Source organism: Pseudomonas sp. S1_E05 (assembly GCF_056337105.1).
Genome location: NZ_JBFRHM010000001.1, coordinates 4,547,851 through 4,568,660 on the forward strand (window position 1 = coordinate 4,547,851; position 20,810 = coordinate 4,568,660).

Annotated in this window: 17 protein-coding genes, 1 tRNA gene and 2 pseudogenes; 5 read left to right on the forward strand and 15 right to left on the reverse strand. The window is 60.6% G+C overall.

Annotation, left to right across the window (positions count from 1 at the left end):
• Positions 1 to 22 precede the first annotated feature (22 nt).
• Both oscA and dibA read right to left on the reverse strand, forming a co-directional pair.
• The gene (gene oscA / locus AB4N33_RS20905; protein WP_007945260.1) at positions 23 to 205 is read right to left on the reverse strand and encodes a sulfur starvation response protein OscA; all 183 of its coding nucleotides are present in this window, start codon (positions 203 to 205) and stop codon (positions 23 to 25) included.
• 153 nt (positions 206 to 358) lie between these two features.
• Positions 359 to 2,290, reverse strand: coding sequence for a phosphodiesterase DibA (gene dibA, locus AB4N33_RS20910; RefSeq protein ID WP_476458172.1), 1,932 nt, complete (start codon positions 2,288 to 2,290; stop codon positions 359 to 361).
• A 148-nt stretch (positions 2,291 to 2,438) separates the two neighbouring features.
• Between dibA and desA the strand changes: the two genes are divergently transcribed.
• Complete coding sequence (gene desA / locus AB4N33_RS20915; RefSeq protein WP_460142176.1) at positions 2,439 to 3,626, forward strand: delta-9 fatty acid desaturase DesA; 1,188 nt, start codon at positions 2,439 to 2,441, stop codon at positions 3,624 to 3,626.
• A 144-nt stretch (positions 3,627 to 3,770) separates the two neighbouring features.
• Positions 3,771 to 4,760, forward strand: a complete 990-nt coding sequence (locus tag AB4N33_RS20920) for a GGDEF domain-containing protein (protein ID WP_460140549.1) — start codon at positions 3,771 to 3,773, stop codon at positions 4,758 to 4,760.
• A gap of 36 nt (positions 4,761 to 4,796) precedes the next feature.
• On the opposite strand, the gene AB4N33_RS20925 is transcribed toward AB4N33_RS20920, so the two are convergent.
• The 3 genes from AB4N33_RS20925 to gabD form a co-directional block, all read right to left on the reverse strand.
• Complete coding sequence (locus AB4N33_RS20925) at positions 4,797 to 6,011, reverse strand: HDOD domain-containing protein (RefSeq protein ID WP_460140550.1); 1,215 nt, start codon at positions 6,009 to 6,011, stop codon at positions 4,797 to 4,799.
• A 137-nt stretch (positions 6,012 to 6,148) separates the two neighbouring features.
• Positions 6,149 to 7,426 carry a 4-aminobutyrate--2-oxoglutarate transaminase gene (gabT, locus tag AB4N33_RS20930; protein WP_460119177.1) on the reverse strand — a complete coding sequence of 426 codons (1,278 nt, stop codon included), beginning with the start codon at positions 7,424 to 7,426 and terminating at the stop codon, positions 6,149 to 6,151.
• Between the two features lie 189 nt (positions 7,427 to 7,615).
• Positions 7,616 to 9,058 carry an NADP-dependent succinate-semialdehyde dehydrogenase gene (gene gabD, locus AB4N33_RS20935; RefSeq protein ID WP_460119179.1) on the reverse strand — a complete coding sequence of 481 codons (1,443 nt, stop codon included), beginning with the start codon at positions 9,056 to 9,058 and terminating at the stop codon, positions 7,616 to 7,618.
• Between the two features lie 348 nt (positions 9,059 to 9,406).
• Between gabD and AB4N33_RS20940 the strand changes: the two genes are divergently transcribed.
• Positions 9,407 to 9,483 (forward strand) — tRNA-Arg (locus tag AB4N33_RS20940).
• Between the two features lie 108 nt (positions 9,484 to 9,591).
• Positions 9,592 to 9,714, forward strand: a pseudogene (locus AB4N33_RS20945) (hypothetical protein); the annotation flags it as partial.
• A gap of 195 nt (positions 9,715 to 9,909) precedes the next feature.
• Here the strand turns inward: AB4N33_RS20945 and AB4N33_RS20950 are convergent.
• The 3 genes from AB4N33_RS20950 to AB4N33_RS20960 form a co-directional block, all read right to left on the reverse strand.
• Positions 9,910 to 10,230 (reverse strand): DUF6124 family protein, encoded by a 321-nt coding sequence (locus AB4N33_RS20950; RefSeq protein ID WP_460119181.1) that lies wholly within the window; start codon positions 10,228 to 10,230, stop codon positions 9,910 to 9,912.
• Positions 10,231 to 10,695: 465 nt separating this feature from the next.
• The gene (locus tag AB4N33_RS20955; RefSeq protein WP_460126857.1) at positions 10,696 to 10,920 is read right to left on the reverse strand and encodes a hypothetical protein; all 225 of its coding nucleotides are present in this window, start codon (positions 10,918 to 10,920) and stop codon (positions 10,696 to 10,698) included.
• A gap of 30 nt (positions 10,921 to 10,950) precedes the next feature.
• Positions 10,951 to 11,511, reverse strand: coding sequence for a YbhB/YbcL family Raf kinase inhibitor-like protein (locus tag AB4N33_RS20960; RefSeq protein ID WP_476458173.1), 561 nt, complete (start codon positions 11,509 to 11,511; stop codon positions 10,951 to 10,953).
• 138 nt (positions 11,512 to 11,649) lie between these two features.
• Between AB4N33_RS20960 and AB4N33_RS20965 the strand changes: the two are divergent.
• Positions 11,650 to 13,175, forward strand: a pseudogene (locus tag AB4N33_RS20965) (FAD-dependent oxidoreductase).
• Positions 13,176 to 13,178: 3 nt separating this feature from the next.
• On the opposite strand, the gene AB4N33_RS20970 reads toward AB4N33_RS20965, so the two are convergent.
• The 7 genes from AB4N33_RS20970 to AB4N33_RS21000 all read right to left on the reverse strand — a co-directional run bounded on the left by AB4N33_RS20970 (position 13,179) and on the right by AB4N33_RS21000 (position 20,722).
• Complete coding sequence (locus AB4N33_RS20970; RefSeq protein ID WP_476458174.1) at positions 13,179 to 14,684, reverse strand: YdgA family protein; 1,506 nt, start codon at positions 14,682 to 14,684, stop codon at positions 13,179 to 13,181.
• 293 nt (positions 14,685 to 14,977) lie between these two features.
• Positions 14,978 to 15,613, reverse strand: a complete 636-nt coding sequence (locus AB4N33_RS20975) for an NADH:ubiquinone oxidoreductase subunit N (RefSeq protein ID WP_460119189.1) — start codon at positions 15,611 to 15,613, stop codon at positions 14,978 to 14,980.
• An 82-nt stretch (positions 15,614 to 15,695) separates the two neighbouring features.
• On the reverse strand, positions 15,696 to 17,144 hold the full coding sequence (locus tag AB4N33_RS20980) for an efflux transporter outer membrane subunit (RefSeq protein ID WP_476458175.1): 1,449 nt from the start codon (positions 17,142 to 17,144) through the stop codon (positions 15,696 to 15,698).
• Complete coding sequence (locus tag AB4N33_RS20985; RefSeq protein ID WP_476458176.1) at positions 17,141 to 18,022, reverse strand: efflux RND transporter periplasmic adaptor subunit; 882 nt, start codon at positions 18,020 to 18,022, stop codon at positions 17,141 to 17,143. The genes AB4N33_RS20980 and AB4N33_RS20985 overlap by 4 nt, the downstream gene beginning before the upstream one ends.
• Complete coding sequence (locus AB4N33_RS20990) at positions 18,019 to 18,228, reverse strand: DUF1656 domain-containing protein (RefSeq protein ID WP_392893187.1); 210 nt, start codon at positions 18,226 to 18,228, stop codon at positions 18,019 to 18,021. Before AB4N33_RS20990 ends, AB4N33_RS20985 begins: the two co-directional genes overlap by 4 nt.
• Entirely contained in the window at positions 18,225 to 20,297 is a 2,073-nt protein-coding gene (locus AB4N33_RS20995) for an FUSC family protein (protein WP_460140555.1), read from the reverse strand. Before AB4N33_RS20995 ends, AB4N33_RS20990 begins: the two co-directional genes overlap by 4 nt.
• Positions 20,294 to 20,722 (reverse strand): MarR family winged helix-turn-helix transcriptional regulator, encoded by a 429-nt coding sequence (locus tag AB4N33_RS21000; protein WP_476458177.1) that lies wholly within the window; start codon positions 20,720 to 20,722, stop codon positions 20,294 to 20,296. The genes AB4N33_RS20995 and AB4N33_RS21000 overlap by 4 nt, the downstream gene beginning before the upstream one ends.
• Between the last annotated feature and the right edge of the window lie 88 nt (positions 20,723 to 20,810).

Below are 20,810 nucleotides of genomic sequence, written 5' to 3' on the forward strand. Positions count from 1 at the left end.
CGGGAAGCGGCTTGCCGGCGGTTCAGCTCGGCTTGTTGCTCGGGTTCTGCAAGCGGAATTTTTCCTTGCGCTCGATCTGCACCACCTGGGCGTTGTGCACCGTGATTTCCACGGCGCCGAAACGCAGGTCGCGCAGGGCGCTCTGGATCTCACGCAAAATGGTGGCTTCGTCTTGACCGTCAACGCTACGCAGGGATGCGCTCATGGTGCTGCTCCTTCGACTGAGAGGTTGCCTGGCAGCTTTCGGGACTGCTTACGGCGTGAGACCAATAGTAGAGAGATGCAGATATTCTTAAAAAGACTATTTAAGAATGTTTATAGAACTAAAAAGCAGCTTCAAGCTACAAGCTGCAAGCTGTCAGGAGGTGACGATGGGGATTAACGGGGCTCGGGTCCAGTCGAGTTGTTCGGCCGGCATGGGGCGGCCGAACCAGTAGCCCTGGCCGAGATCGCCGCCCTGCTCGAGGATGAACGCGGCCTGCTCGACCTGTTCGATGCCTTCGGCATGCACTTGCATGCCCATGCTTTGTGCCAAGGCGATGATCACCCGCACGATGGCGCCATCGTCTTCGTCCCAAGGCAAGCCAGCGACAAAACCCTGGTCGATCTTGAGCTTCTGCACCGGCAAGCGCTTGAGGCGCAGCAACGATGAATAACCCGTGCCGAAATCATCGATGGCCAACCGCACACCCAGCTCGCGCAGGCGGTACATCTGCTCCAGTGCCACTTCCGGGTCGTCCATGACTGCGCTTTCGGTGACTTCCAGTTCCAGGTACGCCGGATCCAGCCCGGTGTCGTGCAGGGCCTGCGCCACTTGCTGATACAACTCGTGACGGGCGAACAGGCGTGATGAAACATTCACCGCGACAAACGACAACACGACGCCCGCCTGTTGCCACTGGCACATCTGCTGGCAGGCCTGACGCATGACCCAGGCGTCTATCTCGGCAATCAGGCCGGTACGTTCGGCAATTGGAATGAACTCGGCGGGCGATACCAGTCCCCTTTGCGGATGCTCCCAACGTACCAGCGCCTCGACGCCCACCAGGCGGCCGGACTTGAGGTCATGCACAGGCTGATAGTGCACGCGCAGTTCCTGCTGCTCCAACGCCCGGCGCAGCTCAAACGTGGTTTCGACCCGCTGCTGTGCATGGGCGGTCAGTTCTTCGGTGTACAGCGCGTAGCCATCGCGCCCCGCGCTTTTGGTCTTGAACAAGGCCGAGTCAGCATTGCGCAACAGCTGTTCGGCGCTCAGGGCATCGCCAGGAAACAGGCTGATGCCAATACTCGCGTTGATGAACAACTGGTGGTCATCGATCGGGAACTGCTCGCGCAGACCATCAAGGATTCGTTGGGCCAGCGCCGCCGCCTGCACCAGTTGCGGGCAGTTCTCCGCCAGCACCGCGAACTCGTCACCGCCGAGCCGGGCCAGGGTAATGCCCGGGCCGAACATCGCTTTCAGGCGTTTGGCCACCGCCTTGAGCAGTTTGTCGCCGACGGTGTGGCCCAGGCTGTCGTTGATCATTTTGAAGTGATCCAGATCGATCAGCAGCAGCGCACAGCCGCGCTTGTTGATCTGTGCCGACGCCAGGGCCTGCTGGGCGCGGTCGGTGAACAGCAGCCGATTGGGCAGGTCGGTCAGCGGGTCGTGGTGCGCGAGGTACTTGAGCTCGTGCTCCGAGTCCTTGATCTTGCTGATGTCGGAAAATACCGCGACGTAGTGACTGGGCTCGCCGTGATCATCGCGAATCAGGCGGATCGTCTGCCATTGCGGGTAAATTTCACCACTTTTACGACGGTTCCAGATTTCACCGCTCCATTCGCCGCCGCGCTGCAGCGTGTTGAACATGGTCTGGTAGAACGATGCCGGATGGTGGCCGGACTTGAACATCCTGGGCTCCTGACCCAGGACTTCTTCTTGCTGATAACCGGTGATTTGCATGAAAGCGCGGTTTACATGGACGATCACCCCCTCGCCGTTGGTGACCAGCACGCCCTCACGGGTGCAATCGAACACGGCCGCAGCCTGACGCAGACGCTCGCGATCCTCATGATGTTCGCGCAATGTGGCGCCGAAGCCCAGGCATCGCAGCAATCGTGTACGGGCAACGAAGATCAGCCCGGCGCTGAACAGGACCCAGAAATAGCCGTTGATCAGTTGCCAGCGCATCTGCTCGTCGGAGCCATCGAAGAAACTGTTCAATAAATAACCACTCACCTGCAGCCATACGACTGACAGCAGCAGGTAGAACAGTGCCGCACGCAATGCGACGCGATAGGTGGCAGACATTTCGTGCTGTCCCTGTCCCTGAAAAAGGTTTCGAATTATAAGTTAAGTAACATCCAGAGACTCTTATCTGAAAGAGCGACTGGTTTTATCTGTGTGCTCAGTGATAATGCAACGGCTGTTTTTTCTTTATTCGAGGGCCCAATTGTCTATGTGGTACCAAGGTTTTCTCGGCTTGTCGCCCTGGTCTCTGGTGGCAGTCACCCTGCTGATGACCCACGTCACGATCATCGGCGTCACGGTCTATCTGCATCGTTATTCAGCCCATCGCTCCCTTGAGCTCAATGCCGGCCTGAAACATTTCTTCCGCTTCTGGCTGTGGCTGACCACGGCCCAGAACACCCGCGAGTGGACCGCCATTCACCGCAAGCATCACGCCAAGTGCGAAACGGTCGATGATCCGCACAGCCCGGTCATCAAAGGTTTGTCCACGGTGCTGCGCAAAGGCGCCGAGCTGTACCGCGCCGAGGCCGAAAATCCCGAAACCCTGCGCATCTACGGCAAGAACTGCCCCGAGGACTGGATCGAGCGCAACCTTTACAGCCGCTACCCCAAGCTGGGCGTGATGATCATGGCGGTCATCGACCTGCTGCTGTTCGGCACCATCGGCATCACCATCTGGGCCATCCAGATGATGTGGATCCCGATCTGGGCGGCCGGCGTGGTCAACGGCCTTGGGCATGCCGTGGGTTACCGCAACTTCGAATGCCGCGATGCCGCGACCAACCTGGTGCCGTGGGGCATCCTGATTGGCGGCGAAGAACTGCATAACAATCATCACACCTACCCTAACTCGGCCAAACTGTCGGTGAAAAAGTGGGAATTCGACCTGGGTTGGGCCTGGATCCAGGTCTTCAGCTTCTTGCGCCTGGCCAAGGTGCAACGGGTGGCGCCAATCGCCCATAGGGTCGAAGGCAAGGGCATCCTGGACATGGACACCGCCATCGCCATCCTTAACAACCGCTTCCAGATCATGGCCCAGTACCGCAAATTGGTCATCGCGCCGCTGGTCAAACAGGAGCTGGAAAAGGTCGATCACTCGGTCCGTCACCAGTTCCACCGGGCCAAGCGCCTGCTCTCGCGCGAGACCAGCCTGCTCGATGACAAACACCACGTTCGCATCCAGACCATGCTCGAGCACAGTCAGGCGCTGAAGGTAATTTACGAGAAACGACTGGCCTTGCAGCAGATCTGGGTCAAGACCAGTGCAAATGGTCACGACATGCTGGCGGCGATCAAGGACTGGGTCCACGAAGCCGAAGCCAGCGGGATTCAGTCGCTGCGCGATTTCGCCGACCAGTTGAAGACTTACTCCCTACGCCCCGCCACTGTCGCCTGACACCGTTGATCGGTGCGCCCTGTTCAGGGGCGCACCCTTCGGAACTTCGCTCCAAATCTCATATCTCAAAAACACTTCGCCACTACGGCGGGCCTGGCTGTCGCCGCTGTCGAATACGCAGCACGCCCTTTGAGATTTGTGTCGATGCTCAACAAGAACCTGCAAGACTCATCCGTCCCCCCGTGGCCCGAGGCCGCGCAAACCCTGATGGCCTTGATGCATGCCCAGGGAGAGGTCGCCCGCCTGAGTGAACGCGAACAGTTGTTCAGCGCTCTGCTGGTCAGCGTCAACGCCGTGCTGTGGGCGTTCAACTGGGAAACTCGCCAGGTGCTTTATGTCAGCCCTGCCTATGAACGGATATTTGGTCGTTCCGCGGGTCTGCTACTGAGCGACTACAACCAGTGGCGCGACAGCATTTACCCGGACGATCTGGAATACGCCGAGCGCAGCCTCGCCGAAGTACTGGTCAAGGGCGCGGTCGAAGACCGTGAGTACCGCATCATCGCCGCCGATGGCCAGGTGCGCTGGCTGAGTGACAAGTGCTTCCTCAAACGCCGGGTGGAGCCGGGCCAGCCGGTAATCATTGTCGGCTTTGCCGAAGACATCACCGACAAGAAAAACATGGAAAGCGAGCTGCATCGCCTCGCGACCACCGATGTGCTGACCCAGAGCAGTAACCGTCGGCACTTCTTCGACTGTGCCCACCGCGAATTCGAGCTGGCTCGCCAGCAAGGCGGCCCCCTGGCGTTCCTGTTGCTGGACATCGATGACTTCAAGCAGATCAACGACACCTACGGCCATCCCGAGGGCGACAAGGTGTTGCAGCAGATCGCCGAGACCGGGCGCGGCGCCTTGCGACGGGGCGATGTGTTCGGGCGCATTGGTGGCGAGGAGTTTGCGGCGGTGTTCCCAGGGTGTGCCCCCGACATGGCCCTGCAAGTGGCCGAACGTTTGCAACGGGAGATTCAGCGGTTGAGTTTCAACCATGAGCAGAGGACGTTCGGTATCACCGTCAGCCAGGGCCTGACCAACCTGAAGGCCGAGGATGCAAGCATCGAAAGCCTGTTTGCCCGGGCAGACGCGGCGATGTACGAAGCCAAACGTCAGGGCAAGAACCGGATTATTTCGGGGTGATGGCCTGTACACATAACAACTGTGGGAGCGGCAGTCTTATTTCTTGCGCATCCGCACCAGTTCCGGCAAACCGATCTTGAGCAACCGCGCCGTCCGGCTTTTGGCCAGTTCTTCCAGCCCCTCATGCTCGTTCAGCCGCGCCAACTGCGCCGCCATGTTCATCACCAGCGCCTCGCGGGAATAAACCCCGCCACCGAGCTGATACACCGCCGCAATCAGCTCACGCAGCTCCAGGGGCAGCCGCCAGCGGGTGCGCAGCGCCGAACCGTAGGCCGCGCCAAATTCGGCCAGCGCCTCGCCGACTTCTTCCCATTCATCCAGCTCACCGCCGGCCTGCCGCCACTCCTGCAAGCAGCGCAGCAACGCCAGGTCGCCCAAGCGATGCAACATGCCCGCGCAGTAACAGCGCTCCTGATCCAGATCCAGCAAGCGCGCCAGCGTGCGGGCGTATTCGGCGGTGTGCAGCGAGAGGTCCCAAAAACGCTCGGCGTAATCGGCAAGAAGAGGATCACTGAGCTGCGCGCTGCGCTTCAACGCCAGACCGAGAATCAGGTTCATGCTCTGACCGGTGCCCAGGCGTTGCAGCGCCTGGGACAGGGTTTGCACGCCCGCACCATGATGCTGGGCCGCACTGTTGGCAGCGGCGATCAGCACCGCAGTAATTTGTGGATCGTTACGTACTTCATCTTCCAGTCGCGTGAGGTCCAGGCCATTGGGGTTGAGGCTGCGTTTGACCGCCAATTGCACATCGGTCATTAGCGGCGCGCCCTCGGTCAGGTCGCGGCGACGCTCGAGAAACACCGACAGTGTCATGCCTGGCGCCAGCGCCGGAATCTCACAGAACACTTCTTCACCGGCGTCAAGCAGCAAACCCTGCAGGCGCCGGGTCAGGCTGTCCATGTTCAACGGCTTGGTCAGGTAGGCGGTGGGCGCCAGGGGCAATGCCTCGCGCACGCTGGCGCTGTCGCTGCGGCTGCTCATCAGGATGAATGGCAGCGGTGGCTGACGTTTGCGCTGACGAATGCCACGCAGGACGTTGAGGCCATCCACGCCCGGCAACTCCCAGTCGGCGATGACCAGGTCGTAAGCGTTTTCTGCCAGACGCGTCAGCGCGTCCTTGCCATCGGCACACAGGTCCAGGCGCGCATCGCAACGCACTTTCAGCAGGACTTCCTTGAGCAGATCGCGCGACCAGGGGTCCGCCTCAGCAATCAGCACTCGGGGTACGGCAGGCAAATCAACAGCAGTCATGCACAAAGCTCCCTCTCAATACATGCACCTTAGACAATGTGCGCGATTCGAAACAGGCCAGGGTGTTTCGCAGGCAACAAAAAACCCGCCGGAGCGGGTTTTTTGTCGATCAGGTCACACAATCATCGAGGCTGTCATCACAGCTCCGAGAAGCACTCTTCGATGATTGCCAGGCCTTTGTCCAGTTGCTCATCCGGCGAAGTCAGCGGCACCAGTACGCGCAGAACGTTGCCATAGGTGCCGCAGGACAGCAGGATCAGGCCCTTGTCGCGCGCCTTGGCCACGACCGAGGCTACAGCGGCGGCGTTTGGCTTGTGGCTGTCGCCGTTTTCGAACAGCTCGACGGCGATCATCGCGCCCAGGGCACGCACTTCGCCGATCACCGGGTACTTGGCCTGGATAGCCTTGAGGCCAGTCACCAGACGCTCGCCGACGGCCTTGCAGCGGTCCAGCAGGTGCTCTTCTTCAAACACTTCCATTACGGCCAGCGCCGCAGCGCAAGCGATCGGGCTACCGGCGTAGGTGCCGCCCAGGCCGCCTGGAGCGATGGCGTCCATGTAGTCGGCCTTGCCGCACACACCGGCCAGCGGGAAGCCGCCCGCGATGGACTTGGCGAAGGTGGTCAGGTCGGCGGCAACGCCCATCTGCTCCATGGCGAAGAAGGTGCCGGTACGACCAGCGCCGGTTTGCACTTCGTCAGCGATCAGCAGGATGCCGTGCTGGTCGCACAGGGCACGCAGGCGCTTCATGAATTCTTTGGGTGCTACGTAGAAACCACCTTCACCCTGAACAGGCTCGATGATGATCGCGGCGATGTCTTTTGGCTCTGCGTCGTTCTTGAAGATGCGTTCGATGCTGGCGATCGAGTCGTCGATGCTCACACCGTGCAGCTCGTTCGGGTACAGCGCGCGGAAGATGCCACCTGGCATCAGGCCCATGCCAGCCGAGTAAGGTACGACTTTACCGGTCAGGCCCAGGGTCATCATGGTGCGACCGTGGTAAGCGCCAGTGAACGCGATCACGCCGGCACGGCCAGTCGCGGCACGGGCGATTTTCACGGCGTTCTCGACCGCTTCGGAACCGGTGGTGACCAGCAGGGTTTTCTTGGCGAAATCACCCGGCACCTTGGCGTTGATTTTTTCGCACAGTTCCACGTATGGCTCATAGGCCAGTACCTGGAAGCAGGTGTGGGTCAGCTTGTTCAACTGCTCGGTCACAGCGGCAATGATTTTCGGGTGCACGTGGCCAGTGTTCAGCACGGCAATGCCGCCGGCGAAGTCGATGAACTCGCGACCTTCAACGTCCGTCACGGTGGCGTTCTTCGCGGACTCGGCGAAGATCGGGTGAATCTGGCCAACACCGCGAGGTACAGCGGCGACACGGCGGGCCATCAAATCAGCGTTAGTCTTGCTCATTACAGTCCTCATTCACCGCTCATCGGGCGGCGTGGTTCAAGGATGAAGCGGCGGGGAGTCAACGGCGGCAGCATGCGATGATCGACTGCCACGGCGTTCCCGGCCGCAAAGAAATTTGCCATTTGAAGCGGCGCAAAGGACAGCGCTCTCGTGCCCTTTGCGCTTGAAGCAATGCCTTGCCGGGACGCCTTAGATGCCCAGGCAGAGGTATTTGATTTCCAGGTAATCTTCGATGCCGTACTTGGAGCCTTCACGGCCCAGGCCCGAGGCCTTGATGCCGCCGAAAGGCGCAACTTCGTTGGAGATCAGGCCGGTGTTGACGCCCACCATGCCGTATTCCAGGGCTTCGGCGACACGGAACACACGACCCAGATCACGGGCATAGAAGTAAGAAGCCAGACCGAATTCAGTGTCGTTGGACATCGCAATCACTTCGGCTTCATCTTTGAAGCGGAACAGCGGTGCCAATGGACCGAAGGTTTCTTCCTTGGCCACGGCCGCGTTCTTCGGCACGTTGGTCAGGATGGTCGGCTCGAAGAAGTTGCCTTCGATGGACTTGCCGCCGGACAGCACGGTGGCGCCTTTGGAAACCGCGTCAGCGATGTGCTCCTGAACCTTGGCCACGGCTTTTTCGTCGATCAGCGGACCAGTGGTGGTGCCTTCTTCCAGACCGTTGCCGATCTTCAGCTTGGCCACAGCCGCTTTCAGCTTCTCGGCGAACGCATCATAGACCGAATCCTGAATGTACAGCCGGTTGGCGCAGACGCAGGTCTGGCCATTGTTGCGGTACTTGGAAATGATCGCGCCTTCGACGGCCTTATCCAGGTCCGCGTCGTCGAACACGATGAACGGCGCGTTGCCGCCCAGTTCCAGGGACACTTTCTTGATGTCCTTGGCGCATTCGGACATCAGTTGACGACCGATTTCGGTCGAACCGGTGAAGGACAATTTGCGCACGATCGGGTTACCGGTCAGCTCGCTGCCGATGTCGCCGGCGCTGCCGGTCACCACACTGAACACGCCGGCCGGAATACCGGCACGCTGGGCCAGTTCGGCCAGGGCGAAAGCCGAGAACGGGGTTTGCGAAGCAGGCTTGAGCACCATGGTGCAACCGGCGGCCAGGGCCGGGCCGGCTTTACGGGTGATCATGGCGGCCGGGAAGTTCCACGGGGTAATCGCGGCGGTCACGCCGATTGGCTGCTTGATCACGATCAGGCGCTTGTCTGGCTGGTGGCCCGGGATCACGTCACCGTAGATGCGCTTGGACTCTTCGGCGAACCACTCGATGAAGGAAGCGGCATAAACGATTTCGCCCTTGGCTTCGGCCAATGGCTTGCCTTGCTCGAGGGTCATGAGGCGCGCCAGGTCGTCCTGGTTCTCGATGATCAACTCGAACCAGCGACGCAGCTTGTTGGCGCGGTCCTTGGCGGTCAGTGCACGCCAGGCCGGCAGCGCCTTGTCGGCCGCTTCGATGGCGCGGCGGGTTTCGGCAGCGCCCATCTTCGGCACGGTGCCCAGGATTTCACCCGTTGCCGGGTTGTTGACCTTGATCGTCTGACCATTGTCCGCATCGACCCAAGCGCCATCAATGAAGGCTTGCTGGCGGAACAACTGGGTGTCTTTAAGCTGCATGTCGGCTTTCCTTGAACAGCACCGCGCACGCGCGGAGCGGATTATGATTGTACAAAGGCGCCTTGAAGGCTGCCGTCAGGGAAATCATTCACCGGGCTGAAGCACATAAATAGCGCACGCAATGGATTCGTGCGGTTCAGCACCCAGACAAGAGCGTTTGAAATCTCAAACGAATCCTAGGATCAAAGGGGGTAAAGGACAATAGCCTGTTCGAAAAAAAGAACGAAAACGCCGCCTTAACCCCATTTTTCAGATCAGCGTAGCAAACGTGGGTTACGCTTTGAAAAAGCGCTGTCGATTCAGCAGCATGGACGCCCGCCAAGCATATGAGTATCATGCGCCCGCATTGCACCAGTAGCTCAGCTGGATAGAGTACTGCCCTCCGAAGGCAGGGGTCGTGGGTTCGAATCCCGCCTGGTGCACCATATTTGAAAACGAGAAAGCCTCAGGCCGTAGGGTCTGGGGCTTTTTTGTGGGCGCAATTGCGCCGCTGTCGATAGCTGAAACACCTTCCTTGTTCCGCCCTTTCGGCAATGCGTTCAATATGCCGATCAACGTGCGATAACGTGGCCGTCGCAGCGGCCGACGGAAGAAGGGGCTACCGCGTTCGCTCAACCCGCGGCTCGCAATTTCGCCAATGGGCCACCCGAACGCTGGGCGACTACCTGCAAAAAGGCTTCGTCATGGACGATGCGCGCCTCAAAGCGCCGCGCTGCCCGGGGCCAGTACCACACGCTGGCTGTCCAGGTGACCCGCCACCTGACGCAGCAACAGATGATCGATATCCGCCGACAGCTGGCAGCGATAGCTTCACGAAGTTCGGCAGCCTCCCTACAGGTTGTGTGCACGGGCTATGTTGAAGCGTCGAGGGAACGGTTTTGTTGTTTGGCGAAGATGGCAGCCATTTCCGGGTCGTCCAGATGATCCAGCGCTCGTTCCACCAGCAGGTGGACGCCATTGGCCATGCGGTTGATCGCCAGGGCGATGGAGCGGCGGGAGCCGTTGATTTCGTCGGCGAGGTCAGCGGCCAAGGCACTGATCGCCAGCAGGTCTTCGGAGGCGTTGGAGAGCAGGGCTTCGGTGTGGATGTGGGGATTGACGGTAAAGAGCGAGCCTTCGCGTGCGGGTTGCTCTGGTTCGGTTTTCGGTGGGTCGGGAATGGCTTTCGACATGATCTTCAATTCCTTGTGATGCCCTCACCCTTGCGCGACTAAACGAGGGGTGGCGGCTGTACGCAGGTTAGTCGGACCGGGGAATTGAAGAAGCCGGCGCACCCGAAGGTGCCCTGCGCACAACCACCATCAAAAGCAGGTGACTGAGACCTGTCTGACGGATGCTCATGCAGCTTCAATTACCAGCGGGCGACTAAACCCGATCACTGACAATCAGTGACAGGAATCAAATTACCGAGCGGTCCCAAAGCGCACAAGCCGGCGGATTCTGGCGTGGCGGTAGGCAACGGCGCAAGAATTTGTAGCTTGCAGGAAGTAAAACAGAGGCCTGTTAAACAGCCGACCAAACACTGGGCCGGCATTGATTTTCTGTAGGAGCGAGCATGCTCGCGATGGCGGGCCAGACACCGCGGGCCTGCAGATTTCCCACGTTATCGTTGGCCCCCATCGCGAGCGTGCTCGCTCCTACGGGGTGGTCCAATCGAACTCGTCGTAATCATCGTCGAAGTCGTCCTCATCGAGGTTGTCTTCCTCCTCCGGCTCTTCAGCCTGCTTGGCCAGAAGAAACTCCTTACGACTCTCGGTAATCGCTCGCCGCAGTTCTTCGCCCTTTTCCGGGCAGTTGAGCATTTGGGCGATGCGATCGATTTTCTTGGCCACGGCATCCTCCAACGCATCGGCGACTGAAATAGATAGTGGCTTAAACCCGCAGAAAAATCTTCAGCGGTGATAACGCCGCACCACGCTGCTGTTCTTGAGCACATGGCCTTTGATTTTTTCCATCAGTTGCGCACGGGTGAGGCCCGCCGGCAAGGCGTCCGGGGCGAGGTCCAAGGCGTAGAGCTGGATGATGTAGTGATGGGAGCTGTCGCCCACCGGCGGGCATGGCCCGATGTAACCGGTGGTGCCTTTGCTGTTGGTGCCCGCCGCGCCTTCAAAGGACGTCTTGGTACCAGCGCCGAACGGGATCTGTCGGGTGCCGGCCTTGATGCCGTAGTGAATCCAGTGATCGACACCCAGGCCTTTCTGGCCGTCCGGATCGTGCATCACGATGGCGTAGCTCTGGGTACCTGAAGGGCCGGCGTTCCAACTCAGCGCCGGCGACTGGTTCTTGCCGCCGCAGCCGCTGGCGTCGCTGGCCGCCACCGACGTGAAAAGACGGTTGTCCGACACGCCAGGCATGCTGACGGTGAAGCGTTCCTGGGCCTGTGCGGGAATCTGCACGCAAAGGGCGACGGCAATGGCCGCCAGCCAAGGGTTCAGAGAGGTCAATCGAGTCATTCCGGAGCACCTTGTGCGGGTGGGGCCGTGGTCGGCGTGCAAACTATAGCGGACCGTTCGTGCCGTGGCAGCGGGATTTGGCTGAACCTCGCAATATTGGCCAAACTCTTAAGTGAAACGCCTTCCTGGAGAGCGATCATGGCACTGCACCGCGTTGCCCGTTTAGCCGATATCCCCGAAAACCGAGGCCTGGAAGTGCGTGTTGGCGAGCGCAAAATCGTGTTGTTGCGCGCAGGTGATCAACTGCGCGCTTATCAAGGCGAATGCCCCCATGCCGGCGCGCCGCTGGCCGAGGGTGCGCTGTGCAATGGGCGGCTGATTTGTCCTTGGCATAAAGCGGCTTATCGGATCGACGATGGCGCCCTGTGCGAGCCGCCGTCACTGGACAGCCTCAGGCGCTATCCCTTGGAAACCCGTGGCGATGAAATCTGGGTGGATGAGCAACCGCTGCCCGATTCCCACACCCCGCCAGCCGATGATGATCGCACCTTTGTGATTATCGGTGCGGGGGCCGCAGGCACGGCAGCGGCAGCCGCACTAAGGGAAAAGGTTTTGGCGGCCGCGTGTTGCTAATCGACCGCGAAGCCGATGCCGGTTATGACCGCACGGTGCTGAGCAAATTTGTCATCGCCGGTGAAATGCCACCGGATGAAATCCCGGCGTTGCGAGACGATGACTTTTATCGCGAGCAACGCATCGAGCGCCTGCTAGCCGAAGTGGCAAGCCTGGATGCCAAAAGCCGAAGCGTACGCCTGACCAACGGCCAGACCGTGAACTACCACGCCGCGTTGCTCGCCACGGGTGGGGCCCCCAAACCGCTCGAGCTGCCGGGTGCGGACCTGCCGCAGGTCTTCCTGCTGCGCGCCAAGGACCAGGCACAAGCCATTCTGAACGCCGCGCAACCCGGTCAGCGGGCGGTGGTCATCGGCGACAGTTTCATTGCCATGGAGTCCGCCGCCGCCCTGCGCGAACACGGCCTGGATGTCACGGTGCTGGCCCGTCACGCCGTGCCCTTTGCCAAGCAGTTCGGTGACACCGTCGGCAAGGCGATTCTGGCTCGCCACGTGGCCCACGGCGTGGTGTTCCATACCGGCAGCGAAGCCTCGGAGATTGTGGGCAACAACAAGGTCGAGGCGGTGAAGCTCAAGGACGGCCAGCGCCTGCCGGCGGATCTGGTGCTGGTGGGTATCGGCATCAGCCCAGCCACCGACCCGTTTGCCGGGTTGCCCATGGAAAAAGACCTGTCACTGCAAGTCGACGGCGGCATGCGTGTCAGTGAAGGACTGTGGGCGGTAGGCGATATTGCGAGCTTCCCGTTCAACGGCCAGCCACAAAGGATCGAACACTGGCGCCTGGCGCAACAACACGCACGGATTGCGGCGGCCAACATGTTGGGTGGCGATGAGCACTATCTGGATGTGCCGTACTTCTGGACCTGGCACTTTGGCAAGAACTACGACTATCTCGGTCATGCCCAGGACTGGGACGAGGTCGAGTTCAAGGGCGACCCTTATCACCCACCGTTCATTGGCCTGTTCGGCAAGAACGGGGTGGTGACGGCCGCCATCGCCTGCGATGAAGAGCGGGCAATGGCGATGCTCGCCGAACGGATGAAACAGCCGCTGCCGATTGACGAAGCGTGGCGGCTGATCCGCGACATCTAGGGATTACTCGGCGACTTCGACGCCGCCGAGTTTGCTCATCACGAAGCCGATAAACTGTTCGACAGTCATCTTCTGGCCATTGAACTCCACTTCATTGTTGGCGTAGTGCAATTTGCTGATGACGTTTGTGCCGTCCACCGTCGCGAACTGTGTACCGACGGCCATGGCGCCAAACATATCAGCGGTGGCCTTGGCCTGATCGACAATGGTCTTGGCGTCGGTCTGGCCATCGAGCTGCCCCTGGACGCTTAACACATCAACCAGCATCGGCTTGGACACCTGGATGTTGACGTCCAGCAGGGCAACCACTTGCTTGATCAACTGGTCAGGCGGCAGGTCCATGGATTTCGGCTTGGTCAGGTCCAACACCAGATTGGCGTGGCTTTCGCCGTTGGCGGTGGTGAAGGCAAGTTTCTCCAGCGCCACTTGAGGGCCGGCAGCCAACAGTTTTTCCAGATCGGCTTTGACCTGAGTCTCTTCAGCCGGGGTGAGCACCAGCTCGGGGGCCGGTTCACCGGCAGCAGCCGCCTTGGCGGCGGCCTCTTCATAGGGTTGCAGTTTGGTCTGATATACCTGCATCAACGACATCGTCGCTGGAATGTCGAGGTTCTTCAGGCTCATGGCCAACTGCGCGGAGCCCACTTTTTTATCGTTAAGCGACACTTCGCCGATCTTGTAGTCAGCGCGCCCGGAAGCATTGGTGCCCGACTCTTCGGTGAGGCTTTTCATTTCAAATTTGTTGAGGCCCAAGACCAATTGCTGTGGACCGAATGTGGTTTTGCTGTCCGTCAGCTCGACCGTGTTCTCACCGGTGTAGTAGCCATAAGTGCTCTTGATCAGGTTGCTGGCCAGGGTCAGACCTTTCAACTCGACTTTGACAGGCGATTGGCTCTCGTCGACGGTGGTCAACGTGAAGTTGTCCATGTAACCGTTGGCTTTGACTTTCTGCGCCTGGGCGCTGGCCGAGACTTCGAGGTTCAGGCCGGAGAATTTCAGGTGGGACTTGTCGTCCAGCGCCACGTCCAACGGCAGCAATTCAAAATTGCCGTTGGTGGAATTGTCGTAGCCAATGTTGACCACGCCGGTGAGCGGCGACTTGTCCTTGGCGGCGGCGAACCACTTCTCGGTGACGGGGGTCTTTTCCAGTGCGTAGTGACTGGTGGCCATGACGGGCAGCCATTTGAGCGACACCAGTCGCGAGAATGGCAGTGGGCCGTGTTCAATGTTGTCCACGAAGAGCAATTCGACCGGGGTTTCGCCGAACGCGTCCCCCTCACCCTTGAGGCGGTAGTGCGCGGTGCTGCTGAACAGGTGGCGTTCCAGCGACACCAGTTCAAGCGAAGCGGTGCCCTTGGTGCCGACCAGCGCGGCTTGCAGCTCCTTGTTGGCGTCGGCGATCGAGCTGTTCAACACCCCTTCGATTCGGGTGCCGGTGTACCAGGCACCGCCGGCACTGATGACGCCAATCGCTACAACAATTCCAAGAAGTACGCCTGCTGATTTATTCATGAATGACCCAGTCAATGTCCGTTGTTTGAGGTGTGGTCGTCTTCCCTGAACCCTTGGCGGGTTAATGGCTCGACTCCGACGAAAGTGGCATGCAGGTTAGCATCAGGCGCGGGGGGTGGCCCAATGATTAAAGGTGAAAGAATGTCATTTCGGCTTGGCTATCGCCTGGAATTTGCGGTGATACCAATATCGCTTTCGCGGGCAAGCCCGCTCCCACAGTGGAAGGTGGTGTTCACACGATCCCTGTGGGAGCGGGCTTGCCCGCGATGAGGCCCGCTCAGGCACCACAGCACTCAGGAATACTGCACTTCCATCTCATCAAGCTGATGATCAAAGCTCTTGAGCCGCGCCGTCCACGTGTACACCAGCACTTCAAAGTCGCGATTGATCACCGCCCCACCCGTCACATCCGCGCGCGGGTCACAGAAGTCCAGTTGATAACGTTCGCGAGCCATGGCCGAAGCGACATCCGAGAGCTCACGGGCATTGTTCAGCCAATGCCAGCCCTCCTCGGCTATCTGCTTGTCGAGCGCCTGGCACTGCTTTTTCAGGGTTTCGAGGCTTTTTTCCAGCGGCGTGCCGGTCAGCTCGCCCATGACTTCCTGGAACGTGCGCCCCGGTTGCCAGTAGCTGCCCCAGAAATAGCGATCGAATACGGTTTCTACCCGGCGCAACGCAACTTTGGTGTCCCAGATCAGCACCAGTGTCTTGCCTTGCTCGAGTTGTCTTTTTTTGATGCGCTGGCCCTGAAGCGAAGCCCAGGCCACGACCACGATGGCCATCACCGCGATCAGCGCGGCTGCGCTGTCGAGAAACACCATCGCCTGATCGAGCTGATGCGCCAGCATGACGCCGTAGAAATAGGTGGCCGACAGCAAGACCAATGCCGCAATGGCGCACCAAAAGCCGGGAGCATAAGGGTTTTTCATTATTAGAGTCCCCATGACCAACGCTAGCCTTGATTGATGAGTTCGTCGCGCGACCTCATCAAGTCAAAGCATAGCAACGGCCTCAGGGTTTGCTGGCGTTCGAACCTTGCGTTCGTCCGCTTTCCCAGCCACCACCCAGCGCCAGGAACAAATCGATCTGGCTCAGCGCGACCTGGGTATTGGCGGCGGCCAGTTGCGCGGTGACATCGGTGTAGGTGCGGGTCGCCTGCAGGTCGGCGAGAAACGATTCGCGGCCCGCCTGGAAGAAGCGGTGCGTCTGGTCGGCGGCCAGCTTCGCCGATTGCTCGGCATCCGCCAGGGCCTCGCGGCGCTGTAACAATGCCGAGTACTGCGCCAGGCTGGTCTGGGTTTCACGGATGGCATTGAGCACCACCCCATCGAAGTGGGCCAGGGTCGCCTGGGTCACGGCTTCGGCTTCACGGATACGCGCCCTGGCGCCGTTGGTCGGCACGTTCCAGGTCAGCGAAGGTCCGAATCCCCAACGATTGGCGGAAGGCTCACCGAGGTTTTCCAGAAGACCGACAGTGCCGATCGTCGCGCCGATACGGATGTCCGGGTACAGCTCGCCGGTGGCCACACCGATCCCGGCAGTCGCGGCGGCCAATCGGCGTTCAGCCTGGCGAATATCGGGACGACGCTTGAGCAGCGAAGCGCCATCGCCCACCGGTATCAACTGGGCGATCTTCGGCAGCTCTGCACACGTCGCGGTGCCGGCCGGCAACTGATCGACCGGCGTGGCCAGCAACATCGAGAGACGGTACAGCCCTGCCTGGCGCGCCGCCTCGTAGCGCGGCATCTCGGCGCGCAGGGATTTGAATTGGGTTTGCGAACGGGTGACCTGGGTTTCGTCACCCCGACCGGCATCGCGCAGCCGCTGGATCAACGTGGTGCTTTGCGACTGCAGATCAAGGGAATGCTGGGCAATCTCATGTTCCTCGTTGGCCGCACACACCTGGGTGTAGGCCCGCACCACATCGGCCACCAGGGTGATGCGTGCGGTATCGGCGGCCGCCTGGGTTGCATCGGCATTGGCCTTGGCGGCTTCGATGCCGCGCTTGAGCGTGCCAAACAGGTCGAACTGATAGGAGGCGCTGATGCCGATATCACCGATGTTGGCCACCGGCACTTTTTCCGGCAACAGGAACGCTTCGCCCGATTCCTGCAAGCGCTGGGCACCCATTTTGATACCACCGCTCCAGCCACCGGCGGCCTCGGCCTGATCGACTTGGGCGCGTGCCCGCAGCAGGCTCGCAGCGGCCACACGTAAATCAGTGTTGGACGCCAGCGCCTGCTGGACCAATTGATTGAGTCGCGGATCCTGATACAAGCGCCACCAATCGGCCGGCACCGGGGCTGAGACAACCGGTTTACCATTGACCGCCAGTTCACCCTGCAAATCTGCACGCTGGACGGCCGCCTCCGGCGGTACGTGATAATCCGGCCCAACCGTCTGACACGCCGACAACAGCAAGCCTAATCCGGCGATCGCCAAACACGAGGCCTTGCTCATTTTGCCGACTCCTTGTCGTCAATGATCGACACGGTGGCAGTGCGCCCGGCAATCATGCGGAAGTCCGGTGGCACATCGTCGAAGGCGATCCGCACCGGAATCCGTTGCGCCAGGCGCACCCAGCTGAATGCCGGGTTGACGTTGGGCAGCAGGTTGCTGCCGCTGGTGCGGTCACGGTCTTCGATGCCGGCGACAATGCTCTGAACATGGCCACGCAGGCGAGCGTTGTCGCCGATTACACGGATGTCGACGCTCTGGCCAACGTGAATGCCGTCCAGTTTGGTTTCTTCAAAATACCCGTCGATGTGGAATGAATTGCTGTCCACCACCGACAACACCGGACGCCCGGCGGTCACAAACTCCTGGGGACGCGGGGCCCGGTCGTTGACGTAGCCGTCCACCGGGCTGCGAATGGTCGAGCGGTCGAGGTTGAGCTGGGCGCTGTCCACCGCCACCTGCGCTTCCATCAACGCCACTTCGGCACGGGCCACCCGCGACTGGCTTTCTTCCAGTTGCTCGCCCGGTACAAGGTTGCCAAGCCCCTTGTTCCGCTTGGCTTCGCGCTGTGCCTGGGCCAGGGTTTCCTGGCGATCGGCGACCGAGGCCTTAGCCTGGCGCAAAGCCAGCTTGAAGCGGTCCTGGTCGATGCTGAACAGCACCTGGCCACGCTGGACCGGTTGGTTGTCGTGCACTTCCACTTGCTGGATCAGCCCGGACACATCCGGCGCGATCTGCACGATGTCGGCACGGATGTGCCCGTCACGGGTCCAGGGGGCGAACATGTAATACATGACCATGCGCCAGACCACGACGACCGCGAAGCTCACGATCAACAGCGTCAGGACCACACGGCCGAGGGTCAAAAAAGGTTTTTTCATGTCATCAGGTATCGGCTGAGTGAATCCACAGCGCCCAGCAGCAAGGCGTACAGAGCCACGTTGAACAATGCCCGGTGCCAGACCAGGCGGTAAAAATGCAGGCGCGTCAGCAGGCCGTGCACCAGCAGGTAAATCAGGTAGGTAATGCCCATCAGCACCAGCAGCGTGGGCAGGAACACCCCACTGATATCCAGATCACCGATCATAAAGGCGCTCCATCGATGCCATGGGGAAGCGGTTCTTCGGGTTCTGCGCTGCCGACAAATTCGACGCCGGGCAGCAAGGCCAGGCGCAGGCCACTCAGGGCGTGCAGCAGGTGCAGGCGCGCACCGTCATCACATTCGCGATCGAGGGCGCGGCGCGTACGGTCCATCAACATCAACAACGCGCTCGGGGCAGGCAGGCGCTCATCGGCCTTGAGGCAAGCCTTGAAATACTCGCCGACCTCGTTCACCACTTGATGCAGCAGCACCTGTGGAACACCCAGCACGCGCGGGGTGTAGGCCAGCAGGTCGAGCAGGTTCAACGCAACACGCACTTCGCGCAGCGCGATGCCGGTGTCCTGGCCGGTGATGGCCAGGCGCGGCAAGTGCTGCATCATCCGATCAAGCACCTGCACCCCCAACTGCCGGTGTTCGGCCAGGGTCGCCGGCTTGGTCAGGCTGACGATGTCGCGCCAGCTGAAACGGGTCAGGCGCTTGGCCGCCAGCTCCGCACCAAAGGGCCGGGCGATCAACGTCCAGACAAAGGCGAAGAGCAAACCCACGGGACCTGCCAGGTTGGAGTTGACGAAGCTGAGGAAGTCCGCGTCGTAGGCGCCCTGGATACTGATGAAGGACGAGGTGTTGACCAGCGTCAGCAGCATGCCCAGGTAGAACTGCGGCTTGACCGTCAGCGTGCCGATGCAAATGAACGGCACCGCAAACGCCAGTACCAGCATCGGGAAATCGTGCAGGTTGGGCAGTACCAGGAACAGGTAAAGGCTGGCGAATACCACTGACATCGCGGTCCAGAAAAAGAACCGGTAGATCTGCGGAGCCGGGTCATCCATCGACGCGAAGAAACTGCACGCCACCGCTGCGAGAATCACTGCAGCGCCACCGTCGGTCCAGCCGAGCAGAATCCACAGCACCGAGGCGACGATGATCGCGGTGACCGTGGACGCCGCCGAATACAGCATCAGCCCACGGTCCAGGAACGGCGACAACCGCCCCAGTCGCCAATGCCGATAGACCGCATGCCAGCTGTCCTGGCTTTCGCACTGGATGGCGTATTGCAGGCTGCGACAGTCCTGCCACAGATCGATCCACTCGCCGAGTCGATACAGGGCGTTGGAAAACAGCAGTTGCTTGCGATCATCCAGCGCCCGGGCAGACGGTTGCAGCGCTTCGAGTTGATCCTTCAATGCTTGCCAGCGCCCGATGTCCGCGTCCTTGTACTCGAGCCATTGCCGGGTGGCGGCGAGCAACGGCGCGAACCGGTCTACCAGCTCTGGCGTGCGCCGCTCAAGGGCGTAAAGCGCGTCATCCAGGTCGTCGATCAGCGGCAGCAGGTGGATCATTCGCCCGCGCAGCTCCTTGGTATTGCGCACGGTCTGAGGGCGGGCACCTTCGTGGGGCAACTGGCCGATCATCAATTCCAGGGTGTTGAATGTGGCGACCATTGATGAGCGCAACGCGCTGATTTCTTCGGGCTGCACGTTACGACTGAGGAAGCGCAGGCTGTACGTCGAGGCATCGGCAAACCATTTGCTCACCGAGTCGCTGAACACTGGCGCCAGCCTGCGTGGCCAGAACATCGCGCCGACGACCGCCGCAACAGCGATGCCGAGAAAAATTTCTTCCGTGCGTGCCTCTGCCACGTCCCATACGGAAAGCGGGTTATCCACGACCGGCAGCGCAATCAGCGGCAGTGTGTAGCCGGCCAGCATCAGCGCATAGTTATTGGCCGTGCGCAGGTGCATGGACAGGAACAGCAGGATCCCGGTCCACAGGGCAATGACGAGTACCAGCACATAGGGACTTTGCACGAACATCGGCACGAACAGCACCGCTGCTGCCGCGCCCATGAATGTCCCGATCGCGCGGTACAGCGCCTTGGAACTGGTCGGGCCGACGAAGGGGCTGGAGACGATGTAGACGGTGGCCATCGCCCAGTACGGACGCGGCATTTGCATGAGCAGGGCGATGTACAACGCGATCATCGAGGCCGCGAAGGTTCGCACGCCGTAAAACCAGTCGCGGGCCGGGGGAACGCCGGCGAAAAATCCGCTCAAGGTGTCACCACGGCTGGGGCATTGGCCGCCTCAAAGGCTTTTAATACTCGCAATGCGGCTTCCAAATCACTGGTGGGAATACCGGCGAGCGTTTCGTGACGCAAGCGTACCAGCTCGACCTCCACCGCCTGCACCAGCTCGCGGCCGGTGTCCGTTAGGCTCAGGCATTTGGCGCGACGGTCCTGGGCATCGGCGGTGCGCCGCACATAGTTGGCGTGACACAACTGATCGAGCAGGCGCACCAACGACGGGCTCTCCATCCCGGCAGCCTGTGCCACCGTCACCTGACGCACGCCCTCGCCCAATCGCCCGATCATCAACAAAGGGACGGCGCAGGCTTCGGAGATGCCGTAGTTGACCAGTGTGGTCTGGCAGATTTTCCGCCAATGCCGGGCGGCCACCACCATGGCACTGCTGATGTTCATCTGGAGAGCGTCGAGGTTTTTGGGCACGGGATAAAGGACACACTGTTAGTTTGCTAACTATCAATATGACATCCACCGGGAAATCCGG

Coding starts and splice junctions, on each gene's coding strand:
- AB4N33_RS20970 (WP_476458174.1), bottom strand. CDS start 14,684: ATGAATAAATCAGCAGGCGTACTTCTTGGAATTGTTGTAGCGATTGGC.
- AB4N33_RS20920 (WP_460140549.1), top strand. CDS start 3,771: ATGCTCAACAAGAACCTGCAAGACTCATCCGTCCCCCCGTGGCCCGAG.
- AB4N33_RS20925 (WP_460140550.1), bottom strand. CDS start 6,011: ATGACTGCTGTTGATTTGCCTGCCGTACCCCGAGTGCTGATTGCTGAG.
- AB4N33_RS20990 (WP_392893187.1), bottom strand. CDS start 18,228: ATGATCGGTGATCTGGATATCAGTGGGGTGTTCCTGCCCACGCTGCTG.
- AB4N33_RS20985 (WP_476458176.1), bottom strand. CDS start 18,022: ATGAAAAAACCTTTTTTGACCCTCGGCCGTGTGGTCCTGACGCTGTTG.
- gabT (WP_460119177.1), bottom strand. CDS start 7,426: ATGAGCAAGACTAACGCTGATTTGATGGCCCGCCGTGTCGCCGCTGTA.
- desA (WP_460142176.1), top strand. CDS start 2,439: ATGTGGTACCAAGGTTTTCTCGGCTTGTCGCCCTGGTCTCTGGTGGCA.
- AB4N33_RS20960 (WP_476458173.1), bottom strand. CDS start 11,511: ATGACTCGATTGACCTCTCTGAACCCTTGGCTGGCGGCCATTGCCGTC.
- AB4N33_RS20975 (WP_460119189.1), bottom strand. CDS start 15,613: ATGAAAAACCCTTATGCTCCCGGCTTTTGGTGCGCCATTGCGGCATTG.
- AB4N33_RS20950 (WP_460119181.1), bottom strand. CDS start 10,230: ATGTCGAAAGCCATTCCCGACCCACCGAAAACCGAACCAGAGCAACCC.
- gabD (WP_460119179.1), bottom strand. CDS start 9,058: ATGCAGCTTAAAGACACCCAGTTGTTCCGCCAGCAAGCCTTCATTGAT.
- oscA (WP_007945260.1), bottom strand. CDS start 205: ATGAGCGCATCCCTGCGTAGCGTTGACGGTCAAGACGAAGCCACCATT.
- AB4N33_RS20980 (WP_476458175.1), bottom strand. CDS start 17,144: ATGAGCAAGGCCTCGTGTTTGGCGATCGCCGGATTAGGCTTGCTGTTG.
- dibA (WP_476458172.1), bottom strand. CDS start 2,290: ATGTCTGCCACCTATCGCGTCGCATTGCGTGCGGCACTGTTCTACCTG.
- AB4N33_RS21000 (WP_476458177.1), bottom strand. CDS start 20,722: ATGAACATCAGCAGTGCCATGGTGGTGGCCGCCCGGCATTGGCGGAAA.